This is a genomic window from Rhodococcus pseudokoreensis (assembly GCF_017068395.1).
In the GTDB taxonomy this organism is placed as follows: Bacteria; Actinomycetota; Actinomycetes; order Mycobacteriales; family Mycobacteriaceae; genus Rhodococcus_F; species Rhodococcus_F pseudokoreensis.
Genome location: NZ_CP070619.1, coordinates 6,728,814 through 6,743,938, shown reverse-complemented (window position 1 = coordinate 6,743,938; position 15,125 = coordinate 6,728,814). Strand labels below are relative to the sequence as shown.

Here is a 15,125-nt window from a genome sequence, read left to right as displayed (position 1 = left end):
CCCCGCTCGTAGCTCGTGTATCGGGTGACGGCCTCCCCGGTGTTCCACCAGCGGGGCCATTGTCTCGAGTTGTAGATCAGCCGGTCCCCGGTAGGGGCCCGACGTGCGACGACGCCGGAGCAGTCACGGTAGGTGACTGCTCCGACGTGACGTCACCAGCGGTAGTGGGCGAATGCCTTGTTGGCTTCGGCCATCTTGTGAGTGTCCTCGCGACGCTTCACAGCGGCACCCAGGCCGTTGCTGGCATCGAGGAGCTCGTTGGCGAGACGCTCGACCATCGTCTTCTCACGACGCTGCCGGGAGAAGGTCACCAGCCAGCGGAGCGCGAGGGTGGTGGAGCGGCCCGGACGGACCTCGACCGGCACCTGGTAGGTGGCGCCACCGACACGGCGGCTGCGAACCTCGAGGGCGGGCTTGACGTTGTCCAGTGCGCGCTTGAGGGTGACGACCGGGTCGGTGCCGGTCTTCTCACGCGCCTGCTCGAGCGCTTCGTACACGATGCGCTCGGCGGTGGACTTCTTGCCGTCCAGGAGAATCTTGTTGACGAGCTGCGTCACCAGGGGCGAACCGTAGACCGGGTCGTTGATGAGCGGACGCTTCGGAGCGGGGCCCTTACGTGGCATTAGCTCTTCTCCTTCTTGGCGCCGTAGCGGCTGCGGGCCTGCTTGCGGCCCTTGACACCCTGGGTGTCGAGGGAGCCGCGGATGATCTTGTAGCGCACACCGGGGAGGTCCTTCACACGACCACCGCGGACGAGCACCATCGAGTGCTCCTGCAGGTTGTGGCCCTCGCCCGGGATGTAAGCGGTGACCTCGACGGAGCTGGTCAAGCGCACACGCGCGACCTTACGGAGCGCCGAGTTCGGCTTCTTCGGGGTGGTGGTGTACACGCGGGTGCACACGCCACGACGCTGCGGGCTGCCCTTGAGGGCTGCCGTCTTGACCTTCGCGGTCTTGTCGCGGCGGCCCTTGCGGACCAGCTGGTTGATGGTTGGCATTTACCGGCTTTCTTCGTGTTGAACAGACTGCTCTGGACAAGCAACCTTGGCTGTTCTGAAATTAGGGATCTAGCAGTTGGGGCAAGAGAGCTGCTGCCCCTCACCCGCACCTCGAGCTGCACCCGAGGTCGGGTGTGTCGCATACCCCCACACAGGCAGCCGGATGCTCGTTCCATGCAGAAATCTGCACGAACGCGCGCACGGCAATACCTCGCTAGGCACACAGATCGGCCCGGGCATGCCGGACACGACCCACAACGATACCCGGCGGCGCGCCGGAAGGTCAAAGTGGGCGGGCAATGGTAAGGGCTGACCTGCGATGGGCGGTACTACTTGGAGCTGTCGGTACGGACACGGGCACATCAACTACTCAGATTGAGCGTCAGATCCGCAAGCGTCGATGCCGCCTGGCACGGGTCTGCCGCCCCCGTCTGGAACTGTACCCACCAGCCGACGACCCCCGAAGAGGGCGACCCGACCGTCACTCCGCACGCCCCCGGGTCGCCGGGCGGACGCATCACGACGGCCCTGCGCCCCTGGATGGTGGAGGCTTCCACCGTGTAGCCGAGCTTCTCCGCGGTCGACTTCTCCGTGTCGAGGGAGCCCGTCTCGAACCAGTTGAACGTCACCTTCACGGGACCGTTGGCGCCGACGGCGTCCCAGCGGCAGATCGCGCCGAAGAAGCCCCGTTGGATGGCGTCGGCGCCGACGGTCTGCGCGATCTGTTCGTCGGCGACCGCGTTGCACTCCTCGAGCAGGGCCGTGAACTGTTCGGTGTCCCCCGACGAGGAAGCGCCCTCCACCGTCGGTGAGCCCTCGATCGTCGACCCGCACCCCGCGATCAGCCCGACCGCGGTGGCCGCGGTCAGCACCCGCACAGCGCGCCACGTCCGCCCGCCCATCACTCCCCCGCTCACTTGGCCCTCGACACGCTGAGTTCGGCGAGGTCGCGCGCCACCTTGCACGGATCGGCCGCGGGTTGCGCGTCCGCATACATCACCGACCAGTGCACGAAGTCGCCGCCGAACTCCACACCGAGTTCACACAGAATTCCTTCGGACGACGCGATGAAGCCGGGATGCCCCTGGACGTCGATGTCGGTGGCCGGCCTGCCGATCAGCTCCGACCCCGCCCGCTCGCGGCCGATCGGACTGCCGCGGTACCACGAGAACGTGACGCTGGGACCGCCTATTCCCGCGGTTTCCCACTCGCAGCCGACGGAATTACGCGTCACCCCGGTGAAGGGCGGCATCCCGAACGCCTTCGCCACCTCGTCGTCGGTGACCGAGCCGCACTGACCGAAGAACGGGCCCGGATCGGTCACCTGCGGGAGGTTCTGCGCGGCGGGTGCGGTACCGGAATCGTCGCCGTCTCCCCCACAGCCGGCCAGACCGGCCGCGACGGTGATCAGGACGAGCGCTCCCCATTTCCGGCCCATGGTCGGTGACTCTACCGATCCCCGCAATCTTTGCCCGATCAGTCGAGAACGGCCACGTCGAGGCACCTCGGCTCTGCCGATTCACCGCACCGCGGCTCTGCCGATTCACCGCACCGCGGTAGTGCCGCATCCAACTGCGCAGCCCACTGCCGCACGATCTCCGCGCGCCTCTTGGAGTCGTCCGTGAGCACGTCGGCCAGGCCCAGTCCGCGGGCGAGATCGAGGGTGGCCTGGACGAGCCGGTGCGCCACCGGATCGGCGTCGTCGAACCCGAAGTGCTCGACGGCCGTGCGGTGCGCGACCCGCCCGAACCGTTCCTCGAGCGGCACGATCCGGGCTCGCAGTTCGGGGTCGGCGGCGGCCGCCGTCCACACCTGCAGCGCCGCCTTGAACAGGGTGCCGGTGTAGTAGTCGACGAGCCGCGACACCACCGCCTCGGTGCGTCCCTCCCCGGTCGGCAGGTCGGTGGCCTCGCGCCGGGCCTGCTCCATCCGGGCGTCGAACATGACCTCGAGCGCCGCGGTGATGAGGTCTTCGCGGGTGGGGAAATGGTGCTGGGTCGCGCCGCGGGACACGCCTGCGCGCTGGGCGACGAGGCTCACCGTCGTCGCACCCCAGCCCAGTTCGGCGAGGCAGTCGATGGTGACCTCGAGAAGATGCCCGCGGGTGACCCGGCTACGGTCCTGCTTCGGTTCGCGGGTCATGTGTCACTTCCTCTCGTCGCGCTGCGCGCCCGTGCGTGACCGTCGAGTCCTGAGACTCGTCAACCACGCACAGGGCCGGAGGCCCATCTCGGCGGCCGCTTCTGCAGAAACGCCATCATGCCTTCCCGCGCCTCCTCGGATTCGAACAGCCTCGCCGACTGGGCGGTCAGCTCGTCGGTGTAGCGGTCGAAGTCGGCGAGCACACCGCGGGTCGTCAGCGTCTTCGATTCGGCCAGACCCTGCGGCGACGCCTGCCGCAACTGGTCCAGCAATTCCGCGACGGTGTCCGCGGGGTCCTCGGCGGACTCACTGATCAGCCCGATCGCCTCCGCCTCGTGGGCGCCGAACTTCTCGCCCGTGAGCAGGTAGCGGCTCGCGGCGCGCGAATCGATGCGGGGCAGCACGGTCAACGAGATGATCGACGCGGCGAGCCCGAGCCGGACCTCGGTGAGCGCGAACGTGCTGCGCGGCCCGGCGACGGCGAGGTCGCACGCCCCGACCAGCCCCATGCCCCCGGCCCGGACGTGACCGTCGATCCGGGCGATCACCGGTTTCGGCAACTCGACGATGGCGCGCAGCAGTTCGGCCATCTGCCGGGTGCGCGAGCCGACGTCGCCGGACGTCTCGCTCAGATCCGCCCCGGCGCAGAACGTGCCGCCGGTATGGGTGAGGACGACGCCGCGGACGTCGTTGTCCGCGGCGGCGTCCCGCAATCCCTGCAGCAGTTCGTCCACGAGCCTGCCGGAGATCGCGTTCCTGTTGTGGGGCGAATCGAGGGTGAGGGTGGCGAACCCTCGATCCACCTCGTACCGGACGTACCGGTCGGCTTCCACGTCGGTCATGTGCTGTCCGTTCGACATCAGTACGACTTCGGCAACCCCAGCGAGTGCTGGGAGACGAAGTTCAGGATCATTTCCCGGCTCACCGGGGCGACACGGGCGATACGCGCCGCACCGAGCATCGCCGCGAGACCGTATTCCTTGGTCAGGCCGGCGCCGCCGTGCGTCTGGACGGCCTGGTCGAGCGCCTTGATGCTGGCCTCGGCGGCGGCGTACTTGGCCATGTTCGCGGCCTCCGCCGCGCCGAAGTCGTCGCCGCTGTCGTAGAGGACCGCGGCCTTCTGCATCATCAGCTTGGCCAGTTCGAGTTCGATCTTGATCTGCGCCAGCGGATGCGAGATGCCCTGATGCGCGCCGATCGGCTCCTTCCACACCGTGCGCTCCTTCGCGAACCGGACCGCGGCGTCCAGCGCGTAGCGGCCCATGCCGATCGCCATCGACGCGCCGAGGATCCGTTCGGGGTTGAGACCGGCGAACAGCTGCATCAGGGCCGCGTCGGCCTCCCCGACGAGCGCGTCGGCGGGCAGCCTGACGTCGTCGAGGAACAGCATGAACTGGTGGTCGGGCTCGACGATGTCCATCTCCATCGGCGTCTTCACGAAATTCTCGGCGTCGGTGGGGACGATGAACAGCGCGGGCTTCAGCTTGCCGGTCTTCGAGTCCTCGGTGCGCGCGACGATCAGCACGGCGTCCGCCTGGTCGACACCGGAGATGTAAATCTTGTTCCCCGACAGCAGCCAGTCCTCACCGTCTCGCCTCGCGGTGGTCGAGATCTGATGCGAGTTGGACCCCGCGTCGGCCTCCGTGATGCCGAACGCCATGATCTTCGAGCCGTCGGCGAGACCGGGAAGCCATTTCTGCTTCTGGTCCGCCGTGCCGTACTTGCCGATGATCGTGCCGCAGATGGCGGGCGAGACGACAACCAGCAGAAGTCCGGCGCCGTGGGCGGCGAGTTCCTCCTGGACGAGCGCCAGTTCGTAGATGCCCGCGCCGCCGCCCCCGTATTCCTCGGGGAGGTTGACGCCGAGGAAGCCGAGTTTGCCCGCCTCGTTCCACAATTCGGTGAGCGGTTCGCCGCGCCGCGCCCGCGGCAGCACGTAGTCGACGTAGTTGAAGCGCTCCCCGAGCCTCGACACGGAGGCGCGGAGTTCCTTCTGTTCTTCTGTCTCGATGAAGCTCATGATTCTCCCTCTGCCTGCGCTGCTTCGACTACTGCCAGGACCGTTCCCACGTCGACCTGCGTGCCGACGGTCACGGAAAGTTCGGTGAGGACACCGGACGCCGGCACCTTGATCGTGTGTTCCATCTTCATCGCCTCGAGCCACACGATCGGCTGACCGGCGGTCACCGCATCGCCGACCTCGGCACCGACGCGGATCACGGAACCCGGCATCGGCGCGAGCAGCGACCCCTCGGCGACGACGGCACTCGGATCGGTGAATCGCGGTGCGGCGTGCAGGCTCACAGGCCCCAGGGCGGAGTCGACGAAGACGTCGTCCCCGTACCGGGACACCTCGAACGAGCGGCGCAGGCCCGCGACATCCAGTGCGACGTGCCGTGCCGTCGCCGACACCAGCGAGACGTCGCCGAACCCCTCCGCCTTCAGCCCGTACCGGGTGAGCAGGTACCGGATCTCGAGGTCGCCGCCGGTACCGGTGAACGTCTTGCACTGCGGCGCGGACGCCAGGTTCCTCCAGCCGCTGGGGAGCGAGGTGTTCACTGTCGCGACGTCCCTGTTGTGCGCGGCGTCCGCAAGGGCCGCGGCCAGCGCCGACAGTCGCTCGGTGTCCGCCGACGCCAACGGTTGCGCCAGCACGTCCAGCCCGTGGGTGTCGAAGAAGGCGGTGTCGGTGTCGCCGGCGAGGAACGCCGGGTGGCGGAGCACGTTGACGAGGAGGTCGCGGTTGGTGCACAGACCGTGGATCTGCGCGCGGCCCAGCGCCGTCGCCAGCCGGGTCGCTGCCTGCGTGCGGGTGGGCGCGAACGAGATGACCTTCGCCAGCATCGGGTCGTAGTGCACGCCGACGGTGGACCCGTCGACCACCCCGGAATCGAGGCGGATGCCCGGTGCGCGGAGAACGTCGAACTCGACCGTGCTGCCGGGCAGCGCCAGGCGGTGGACCTGTCCGCTCTGCGGCTGCCAGTTCTGCGCGGGATCCTCGGCGTACAGCCGGACCTCGATGGAATGACCGGACACGGCGGGCGAGTCCGCGTCGAGTGCCAGACCCGACGCCACCTGCAGTTGCAGGTCCACGAGGTCGAGGCCGGTGGTGCATTCGGTGACCGGGTGCTCCACCTGCAGTCGGGTGTTCATCTCCAGAAAGAAGAAGTCTCCGCCGTCGGTGTCTGCTCGACCGGTCGCCAGGAACTCGACCGTCCCCGCCCCCTCGTAGTCGATGGCCTGCGCCGCGAGCTGGGCGGCCTCGAACAGCCGCTCCCGCATTCCGGGGACGGCCTCGACCAGCGGCGACGGCGCCTCCTCCACCACCTTCTGGTGCCGGCGCTGGATGGAGCACTCGCGCTCCCCCACCGCCCACACGGTTCCGTGCCGGTCGGCCATCACCTGGACCTCGATGTGCCTGCCCGTTTCGAGGTAGCGCTCGCAGAAGACGGTCGGGTCGCCGAACGCCGATTGCGCTTCGCGCCGCGCGCCCTCCAGCTGTTCCGGAAGGTCCGCGAGTTCACGCACCACGCGCATGCCGCGTCCGCCGCCGCCCGCGGATGCCTTGACGAGCACCGGCAGATCGGCGGCGGTGACGGCGTCCGGGTCGAGTTCGGCGAGCACCGGGACCCCGGCGGCGGCCATCAACTTCTTGGACTCGACCTTGGAGCCCATCATCTCGATGGCCGGCGCGGGCGGTCCGATCCACGTCAGCCCGGCATCGTGGACGGCGCGCGCGAATTCCGCGTTCTCGGATAGGAACCCGTAGCCGGGGTGGATGGCGTCGGCACCGGCGAGGAGCGCGGCCTCGATGACGAGGTCACCGCGCAGGTAGGTGTCGGCGGGACTGTTGCCCGGCAACCGGACCGCGGCGTCGGCCTCGGTGACGTGCGGGCTGAGTGCGTCGGCGTCCGAGAACACGGCGACGGTCCCGATGCCTGCGCGGCGGCAGGTGGCGAAGATGCGGCGGGCGATTTCGCCGCGGTTGGCAACGAGTACGGACTGGATCATGGCAGGGGCGAGCGGAGCGACGGGGTCGGTCATCAGTGCCTCACATCCGGAAGACGCCGAAGTTCTCGGCGCCTTCGATCGGGGCGTTGGCAATGGCCGACAGGCACATTCCCACCACGGTGCGGGTGTCGCGCGGGTCGATGACGCCGTCGTCGTAGAGGCGACCGGACAGGAACATCGGCACCGATTCGGCCTCGATCTGGTTCTCGATCATCGCGCGCATCCCGGCGTCGGCTTCTTCGTCGAACGCCTGCCCCCGCGCCTCGGCGGAGGCCCGGCTGACGATGGAGATGACACCGGCCAACTGCGCGCCGCCCATGACGGCGGACTTGGAGCTGGGCCAGGCGAGCAGGAATCGGGGGTCGAACGCGCGTCCGCACATGCCGTAGTGGCCGGCGCCGTACGACGCGCCGAGCAGGATCGAGATGTGCGGGACGGTGGAGTTGGAGACGGCGTTGATCATCATCGACCCGTGCTTGATCATCCCGCCTTCCTCGTACTCCTTGCCGACCATGTAGCCGGTCGTGTTGTGCAGGAACAGCAGTGGGGTGCTCGAGCGGTTGGCCAGCTGGATGAACTGGGTGGCCTTCTGCGATTCCTCGCTGAACAGCACGCCGCGCGCGTTGGCAAGGATGCCCACCGGATATCCGTGCAGTTCGGCCCAGCCGGTGACGAGGGACGATCCGTACATCGGCTTGAACTCGTCGAAGTCGGAGCCGTCGACGATGCGGGCGATGACCTCGCGGGGGTCGAACGGGATCTTGAGGTCGGCGGGGACGATGCCGAGGAGTTCCTCGGGATCCGCGAGCGGTTCGATGACCTCCGCCCGGGGCGCCGGGCCCTGTTTCTTCCAGTTCAGGCGTTTGACGATACTGCGCCCGATCCGGATGGCGTCCTGCTCGTCGACGGCGAAGTAGTCGGCGAGACCGGACTTGCGGGCGTGCATCTCGGCGCCGCCGAGGGTTTCGTCGTCGGATTCCTCACCGGTGGCCATCTTGACGAGCGGCGGCCCGGCGAGGAACACCTTGGACCGTTCCTTGATCATGACGACGTGGTCGGACATGCCGGGGATGTACGCGCCGCCGGCCGTCGAGTTGCCGAAGACGAGGGCGATGGTCGGGATGCCCGCCGCGGACAGCTGGGTGAGATCGCGGAACATGCGCCCACCGGGAATGAACACTTCCTTCTGCGTGGGAAGGTCGGCGCCGCCGGATTCCACGAGGGAGATGACGGGGAGCCGGTTCTGCCGGGCGATGTCGTTGGCGCGGAATCCCTTCCGCAGCGTCCACGGGTTGCTGGTACCGCCGCGGACCGTCGGGTCGTTGGCGACGATCAGGCATTCGACGCCTTCCACGACCCCGATGCCCACCACGGTGCTGGCGCCGACCGGGAAGTCGCTGCCCCACGCCGCGAGCGGGCACAGTTCGAGGAACGGCGAATCCGGGTCGAGGAGCAGTTCGATCCGCTCCCTGGCGAGGAGTTTGCCGCGCTTCTTGTGCCGCTCGGTGTACTTCTCGCCGCCGCCCGCGAGCGCCTTGGCGTGCTCGGTCTCGATCTCGGCAAGCTTCTCCGTCATGGTCCGGGCCGCCGCCGCATACTCCTCCGAACCGGTGTCCAGAGCGGATTTCAACGTGGTCATGACTGATACCCCAATCGCTTGGCCGCGAGCCCCGTCAGGATCTCGGTGGTGCCGCCGCCGATCCCGAGGATGCGCATGTCGCGGTACTGCCGTTCCACTTCGCTCTCGCGCATGTAGCCGAGTCCGCCGAACAGCTGGACCGCCTGGTTGGCCACCCATTCGCCTGCCTCGACGGCAGTGTTCTTCGCGAAACAGACCTCGGCGATGAAGTCCTCGTTCGACACGAGCGAACGCTCCACCAGTGCCCTCGTGTAGACGCGGGCCACGTCCGTTTTGCGGGCCATCTCGGTGACCGTGTTCTGCACCGACTGCCTGCTGATCAGCGCGCGGCCGAACGTCTCCCGGTCGCGCACCCACGCCAGCGTGAGGTCGAGGCACCGCTGCGCGCTCGCATAGGCCTGCGCGGCGAGGGCGATGCGCTCGGTGAGGAACGCCTGCGCGATCTGCGCGAACCCGCTGTTCTCCTCGCCGACCAGGTTGGCCGCGGGCACCCGTGCGTCGGCGAACGACAGTTCGGCCGTGTCGGACGCGCGCCAGCCCATCTTGTCGAGTTTGCGCGCCACCTCGAATCCGGTTGTGCCCTTCTCGATCACGAGCAGGGAGACCCCGGACGCGCCGGGGCCGCCGGTGCGCACGGCGGTGACGACGAAGTCGGCGCGGACGGCGGACGTGATGAACGTCTTGGACCCGTTGACGACGAAGTGGTCGCCGTCGCGGACCGCGGTGGTCCGCAGGTGCCCGACGTCGGAACCGCCGCCGGGTTCGGTGATGGCGAGCGAGCCGATGAGCTCGCCGCGCAGGGTGGGGCGGACCCACTTCTCGATCTGCTCGGGGTCGCCCGCGGCGGCGAGGTGAGGCAGCGCGATTCCCGACGTGAACAGCGAAGCGAACACGCCGCCCGACGCACCCGCCTGGTGGAATTCCTCGCAGATCAGAACCGCGTCGACGAGGTCGCCGCCCTCGCCGCCGACGGATTCGGGGAAGCCTGCGCCGAGCAGTCCCAGTTCGGCAGCCTCACGGTGGAGCGTGCGGGGCAGTTGGCCGTCGCGCTCCCACTCGTCCAGGTTGGGCAGTATCTGTCGTTCGACGAAGCTGCGCACCGTCTTGCGCAGCTGCTGCCGCTCCGGTGTGTCCCACACGCTCACAACGTTGTCCCTTCGGGGAGGAGTGCTTTCGGTATGTCGAGGTACCGGGATCTGAGCCATTCGCCGAGTCCCTTGGCCTGCGGGTCGAACCGGGCCTGGGACGCGACGCCCTGCCCGAGGATTCCCTCGATCACGAAGTTGACGGCGCGCAGTTGCGGCAGCACGTACCTCGTGACGGTGAGATCGGCGGCCTCCGGGAGCAGGCGCTTCAGTTCGTCGACGGTCAGCGCGTGGACCAGCCATCGCCACTGCTCGTCGGTGCGCACCCACACGCCGACGTTCGCGTTGCCGCCCTTGTCGCCGCTGCGCGCCCCGGCGATGGTGCCGAGCGCGACCCGGACCGTGGGTTCCGCGGCCCGCGGCTCCGGGAGCGCGGGCTCGTCGATGTCCGCGAGTTCCCGGACGTCGGTGGCGGGTTCGATGTCGACGCGGGTGCCGTCCGGCAGCACCGCGACGTGCGGCACCTCCTTGGCGTACACGTAGCCGGGGGTGAACACGCCGTAGGGCTGCCCCTGACCGGGCGGCGCCGTCAGTGTGAATCCGGGGTAGCTCGCGAGCGCCATTTCGACTGCGACCGAGGAGAATCCGCGACCGACCGCGTTGGCGTCGGCGTCCCGGACCACGCAGCGCAGCAGTGCGCTGGCCGCCTCCTCGGTGTCGGCGTCCGGGTGGTCGGTGCGGGCGAGCGACCAGTCGAGCTCGGCGGGCCGGGTGGGCAGCCAGCCTTCGAGTTGCCGCTTCACCAGTGCCGCCTTGGCCTCGATGTCGAGGCCGGTGAGCACGAACACGGCCTCGTTGCGGAAGCCGGCGAGAGTGTTCAGTGACACCTTGAGCTGCGGCGGCGGCGCCTCCCCGGTGACGCCGCTGATCCGGACCCGGTCCGGGCCGTCCTGCGACAATGCTGCGGTGTCGATCCGCGCGGTCACGTCGGGTCCGGCGTACCGGCCACCGGTGATCTCGTACAGCAACTGCGCGGTGACGGTGCCGACGGTGACGGCGCCGCCCGTGCCGGGATGCTTGGTGATGACGGACGATCCGTCCGACTCGATCTCCGCGATCGGGAACCCGGGGCGGTCGAGGTCGTCGATCTCGGTGAAGAACGCGTAGTTGCCGCCCGTCGCCTGGGTGCCACACTCGATGACGTGGCCCGCGACCACGGCGCCGGCGAGCTGATCGAAATCGTCCCGCTGCCAGCCGAAGTGCGCGGCCGCCGGGCCCACTATCACGGACGCGTCGGTGACCCGTCCGGTGACGACCACGTCGGCGCCGGCGTCCAGGCAGCGAACGATGCCCCACGCGCCGAGGTAGGCGTTGGCGGTGAGCGGGCTGCCCAGCCCCAGTTCGGCTGCCCTGCCGATCAGGTCGTCACCTTCGACGTGGGCGATCTTCGCCTGCAGCCCCAGCTTGTCGTTCACCTCCCGCAGCGCGTCCGCGAGCCCGGCCGGGTTGAGTCCGCCCGCGTTGGCGACGATGCGGACACCGCGGTCCAGGGCGAGCCCGAGGCAGTCCTCCGCCTGCCGGAGAAACGTCTTGGCGTAGCCGCGGTTCGGGTCCTTCATGCGATCGCGGCCGAGGATCAGCATGGTCAGTTCGGCGAGGTAGTCGCCGGTCAGGTAGTCGAGTTCGCCGCCCTCGAGCATCTCGCGCATCGCCGACAGGCGGTCGCCGTAGAAACCGGAGCAGTTGCCGATCCGCACGGTCATCGCGTTCCCGCCTCACGGCCGCCGCCGGCCGGGCCCGCGAAGGCCTGCGCGATGTTCAGCCACGCGTCGGCGTCCGCGCCGGTGGCCTCGAGGGCGAGGTCGGCACGGTTCGCGCGCTGGGTGACGAGGAGGCAGAAGTCTTCCGCGGGTCCGGTGACCTTCTGCGCGGCGTCCTCCGGACCCCACGTCCAGACGGACACTCCGTCGGGGGCGGTGAGCTCGACGCGGAATTCCTCGGCCGGCGGGGCGAGTTCGTTGACGGCGTAGGCGAAGTCGCGGGTGCGGACGCCCAGGTGCGCGATGCTCTTCAACCGTTCGGTGGGTTTGCGGGGCACCGCGAGTGCGTCGGCGACGTCCTGGCCGTGCGCCCAGGTTTCCATCAGCCGGGCGGTGGCCATCGATGCCGCCTTCATCGGCGGGCCGTACCAGAGGATCTTCTGCCCGGGCGGCACCGCCAGGAGTGCCTCCGCGAGCCGGGTCCGGGCGGAACGCCACGCGTCGAGGAGTTCCGCGGGCGGGCGCCGGGCGTGTTCGGCCGCGCCGGCGTCGACGAATCCCCCGGGGTTCGCGGCGGCCACCGTCAGTTGTGCGGTGAAGCCGTCGGGGTCGGTGATCGCGAGGAGGGCGGCCTCGTCGGTCCACAGCAGATGCCCGATCTGGTGAGCGATGGTCCAGCCCTCGGCCGGTGTCGGATCGGCCCAGCGGGTGTCGGGGAGGTCGGCGACGAGTGCATCCAGCGAGTCGCTCTCGGCGCACAGATCATCGATGAACCTCTGCAGTTCAGCCATGCGACCAGCATCACACCGACCCGATAAAAAAGCAAGCACGATTGATTGTTATTCGGCTGCGGTCCGCTCGGCGAGCTGACATCCTGGTCACGTGATCCGACAGATGCTCACCCAGGCCGCGCTCAACCCACTCCCCACCCCGCGCACCCTGGCAGCGCGACTGGTCCCGGGAACCGGCCACACCGTCGCCGGAAAGCGGATCCTCGTCACGGGCGGTTCCTCGGGGGTCGGCGAAGCGGCCGCCCGCCGGCTCGCGACGCTCGGCGCGGAGGTCGTCCTCGTCGCCCGCAGCTCCGACGCCCTCGAGTCGGTGCGCGACGACATCCTGCGATCGGGGTGCGATGCCCACGCCGTCCCGTGCGACCTCACGGATCCGGAGTCCGTCGACGCCCTCGTCGCGCGGGTGCTCGGGGAGATCGGACCCGTGGACGTTCTGATCAACAACGCGGGACGGTCGATCCGGCGGACCGTCGAGGACTCGCTGGACCGCTTCCACGACTTCGAACGCACCATGGCCGTCAACTACTTCGGCTCGACGCGGCTGACCCTGAAGTTGCTCCCGTCGATGCTCGAGCGCGGCGAGGGGCACGTCATCAACGTCGCGACGTGGGGTGTGCCGGCCGGGGTCATGCCCAAGTTCTCCGCCTACCACGCGTCCAAGGCGGCCGTCGGCGCGTTCGGCCGGAGCCTCGGCGCCGAACTGCGGGGCCGCGGGATCTCGGTGACCACCCTCGACTTTCCGTTGGTCCGGACGCCGATGATCGCGCCCACCACGGACTACGACGCGATGGCGGCACTGACTCCCGAACAGGCGGCGGAATGGTTCGTCACGGCCGTCCGCACCCGGCCGATCGAATTGCTCCCCACTTACGCAGAACTGTTCCGGCTGCTCGGCACGTTCGCGCCGGCCGCCACCGACGCACTGGTGCGGCGCACCGGCATCTGAGCGCAATGACAGACTGGGACGGTCTCGAATCCGCGCTCACACCCGAGGGAGTCGTCCATGACCGACGCCGTGCTCACCACCCGCGAAGGCGACATCGTCACCTGGACGCTCAACCGCCCGGAGGCCCGCAATCCCATCTCCGAGCCGGACGTGATCGAGGCGCTCGAGAATGCGGTGGCCGACGTCAACAATGATCCCAGCGTGCGCGCCGCGATCGTCACCGGTGCCGGTTCGGCGTTCTCCTCCGGCGGCAACGTCAAGCACATGCGCGACCGCGCGGGAATGTTCGGCGGCTCCCCCGCCGACCTGCGTCAGGGCTACCGGCACGGCATCCAGCGGATCCCGCTCGCCCTCTACCACTGTGAGGTGCCGACCATCGCCGCCGTCAACGGACCCGCGATCGGCGCCGGCTGCGACCTGACGCTGATGTGCGACATGCGGATCGCCTCGACGGCCGCCGTGTTCGCCGAAAGTTTCGTCAAGGTCGGACTGGTTCCCGGCGACGGCGGTGCCTGGTTCCTTCCGCAGGTCGTGGGGATGGCGCGGGCCAGCGAGATGGCGTTCACCGGCGACGCGATCGACGCGGCGAAGGCCCTCGAATGGGGACTGGTCTCGCAGGTCGTCGAACCCGGGGAACTTCTCGACGCGGCCCGGGCGCTCGCCGACCGGGTGGCGGTCAACCCGCCGCAGGTGCTGCGGATGACCAAGAAACTGCTGCGCGAGGGCCGCCACCAGAGCCTCGAAAGCCTCCTCGAACTGTCGGCCGCCATGCAGTCGCTCGCCCACCACACCGCGGACCATCACGAGGCCGTCGGCGCGATGCTCGACCGCCGCACTCCGGACTTCACCGGCCGGTGACCGAGGGCAGCGCACACCCGTGACAGCCGAGCCGCGCAGTCAACTCCTCCCCGTCGTCTCGGTCCTCGGATCGGTGCTGTCCGTCCAATTCGGCGCCGCGTTCGCGAGCACCCTGTTCGACGCGGTGGGCGCAGGCGGCGCCGTGTCCCTGCGCCTCACGATCGCGGCGATCATCCTCGGGGTGATCGTGCGACCGCGGTGGCGACGGTGGACACGCACACAGCGGCAGGGTGTTCTCGCACTCGGACTGGCACTCGCCGTGATGAACTCGGCGTTCTACGAGGCCCTCGCGCGGCTCCCGCTCGGCACCGCGGTCACCATCGAATTCCTGGGTCCGCTCACCCTCGCCGCCGTGCTGTCGCGGCGACTGCAGGACGGCGTGTGGGTGCTCGCGGCGCTGACCGGCGTGGTCCTGCTCGGTCTGCGCGAGAACTCGGGCTCCGAGTCCCTCGACCTCGTGGGGGTGGGGTTCGCACTCGTCGCCGGTACGGCCTGGGCCGGCTACATCGTCGCCGGCTCCCACCTCGCCGCGAGGGTACCCAGCGCGGACGGCCTGGCCGGGGCGAGCATCGTCGCCGCGGCGCTGACGATTCCACTCGGCGCGGTATCGGGCGGCACCGCACTGTTCGACCCCCGGATCCTGGCCGTCGGCGCGGCGGTGGCCCTGCTGTCCTCGGTGATTCCGTACTCGCTCGAACTGCGGGCGCTGCAGGTGATGAGCAAGAAAGTCTTCGCCGTTCTCATCGCGCTGGAACCGGCGGCCGCGACCCTCGCCGGGGTGATCGTGCTCGGGCAGGTCCTCGGACTGCAGTCGCTGGCCGCGATCGCGCTCGTCGTCGCGGCGGGCGTCGGATCCGTGCTGAGCAACCGGTAGCGGCACGGACAACGGGCCCGGC

The 15,125-nt window shown here is 69.2% G+C and carries 15 protein-coding genes; 3 read left to right on the top strand and 12 right to left on the bottom strand.

What is annotated here, in order from left to right; translation table 11 throughout:
• Window positions 1–152 precede the first annotated feature (152 nt).
• The 12 genes from rpsG to JWS13_RS35925 all read right to left on the bottom strand — a co-directional run bounded on the left by rpsG (window position 153) and on the right by JWS13_RS35925 (window position 12,425).
• Window positions 153–623 carry a 30S ribosomal protein S7 gene (gene rpsG / locus JWS13_RS35980; RefSeq protein WP_005252199.1) on the bottom strand — a complete coding sequence of 157 codons (471 nt, stop codon included), beginning with the start codon at window positions 621–623 and terminating at the stop codon, window positions 153–155.
• On the bottom strand, window positions 623–997 hold the full coding sequence (rpsL, locus tag JWS13_RS35975; protein ID WP_005252198.1) for a 30S ribosomal protein S12: 375 nt from the start codon (window positions 995–997) through the stop codon (window positions 623–625). Before rpsL ends, rpsG begins: the two co-directional genes overlap by 1 nt.
• 362 nt (window positions 998–1,359) lie before the next feature.
• Window positions 1,360–1,899 (bottom strand): DUF3558 domain-containing protein, encoded by a 540-nt coding sequence (locus JWS13_RS35970; protein WP_206011871.1) that lies wholly within the window; start codon window positions 1,897–1,899, stop codon window positions 1,360–1,362.
• An 11-nt stretch (window positions 1,900–1,910) separates the two neighbouring features.
• A complete protein-coding gene (locus tag JWS13_RS35965) occupies window positions 1,911–2,435 on the bottom strand; it encodes a DUF3558 domain-containing protein (RefSeq protein ID WP_087557084.1) in 525 nt (174 codons plus the stop codon).
• A gap of 38 nt (window positions 2,436–2,473) precedes the next feature.
• Window positions 2,474–3,139, bottom strand: a complete 666-nt coding sequence (locus JWS13_RS35960; protein WP_206010114.1) for a TetR/AcrR family transcriptional regulator — start codon at window positions 3,137–3,139, stop codon at window positions 2,474–2,476.
• 59 nt (window positions 3,140–3,198) lie between these two features.
• Window positions 3,199–3,999: an enoyl-CoA hydratase family protein gene (locus JWS13_RS35955; protein WP_206010113.1), complete on the bottom strand. Its 801-nt coding sequence runs from the start codon at window positions 3,997–3,999 to the stop codon at window positions 3,199–3,201.
• Window positions 3,999–5,159 carry an acyl-CoA dehydrogenase family protein gene (locus JWS13_RS35950; protein WP_206010112.1) on the bottom strand — a complete coding sequence of 387 codons (1,161 nt, stop codon included), beginning with the start codon at window positions 5,157–5,159 and terminating at the stop codon, window positions 3,999–4,001. The genes JWS13_RS35955 and JWS13_RS35950 overlap by 1 nt, the downstream gene beginning before the upstream one ends.
• On the bottom strand, window positions 5,156–7,150 hold the full coding sequence (locus JWS13_RS35945; RefSeq protein WP_206011870.1) for an acetyl/propionyl/methylcrotonyl-CoA carboxylase subunit alpha: 1,995 nt from the start codon (window positions 7,148–7,150) through the stop codon (window positions 5,156–5,158). Before JWS13_RS35945 ends, JWS13_RS35950 begins: the two co-directional genes overlap by 4 nt.
• 40 nt (window positions 7,151–7,190) lie before the next feature.
• A complete protein-coding gene (locus tag JWS13_RS35940; protein ID WP_206010111.1) occupies window positions 7,191–8,789 on the bottom strand; it encodes an acyl-CoA carboxylase subunit beta in 1,599 nt (532 codons plus the stop codon).
• The gene (locus JWS13_RS35935; RefSeq protein WP_206010110.1) at window positions 8,786–9,934 is read right to left on the bottom strand and encodes an acyl-CoA dehydrogenase family protein; all 1,149 of its coding nucleotides are present in this window, start codon (window positions 9,932–9,934) and stop codon (window positions 8,786–8,788) included. The genes JWS13_RS35940 and JWS13_RS35935 overlap by 4 nt, the downstream gene beginning before the upstream one ends.
• Window positions 9,931–11,637 (bottom strand): acyclic terpene utilization AtuA family protein, encoded by a 1,707-nt coding sequence (locus tag JWS13_RS35930; protein ID WP_206010109.1) that lies wholly within the window; start codon window positions 11,635–11,637, stop codon window positions 9,931–9,933. Before JWS13_RS35930 ends, JWS13_RS35935 begins: the two co-directional genes overlap by 4 nt.
• Entirely contained in the window at window positions 11,634–12,425 is a 792-nt protein-coding gene (locus tag JWS13_RS35925; protein WP_206010108.1) for a TIGR03084 family metal-binding protein, read from the bottom strand. The genes JWS13_RS35930 and JWS13_RS35925 overlap by 4 nt, the downstream gene beginning before the upstream one ends.
• Window positions 12,426–12,516: 91 nt before the next feature.
• Here JWS13_RS35925 and JWS13_RS35920 point away from each other — a divergent pair, with 91 nt between their 5' ends.
• From JWS13_RS35920 to JWS13_RS35910, 3 genes are read left to right on the top strand one after another with little or no spacing between them, the layout of a single operon-like run.
• On the top strand, window positions 12,517–13,371 hold the full coding sequence (locus JWS13_RS35920) for an SDR family oxidoreductase (RefSeq protein ID WP_259375281.1): 855 nt from the start codon (window positions 12,517–12,519) through the stop codon (window positions 13,369–13,371).
• A gap of 57 nt (window positions 13,372–13,428) precedes the next feature.
• On the top strand, window positions 13,429–14,229 hold the full coding sequence (locus tag JWS13_RS35915) for a crotonase/enoyl-CoA hydratase family protein (protein ID WP_206010107.1): 801 nt from the start codon (window positions 13,429–13,431) through the stop codon (window positions 14,227–14,229).
• A 19-nt stretch (window positions 14,230–14,248) separates the two neighbouring features.
• Complete coding sequence (locus JWS13_RS35910) at window positions 14,249–15,103, top strand: EamA family transporter (RefSeq protein ID WP_206010106.1); 855 nt, start codon at window positions 14,249–14,251, stop codon at window positions 15,101–15,103.
• Window positions 15,104–15,125 lie beyond the last annotated feature (22 nt).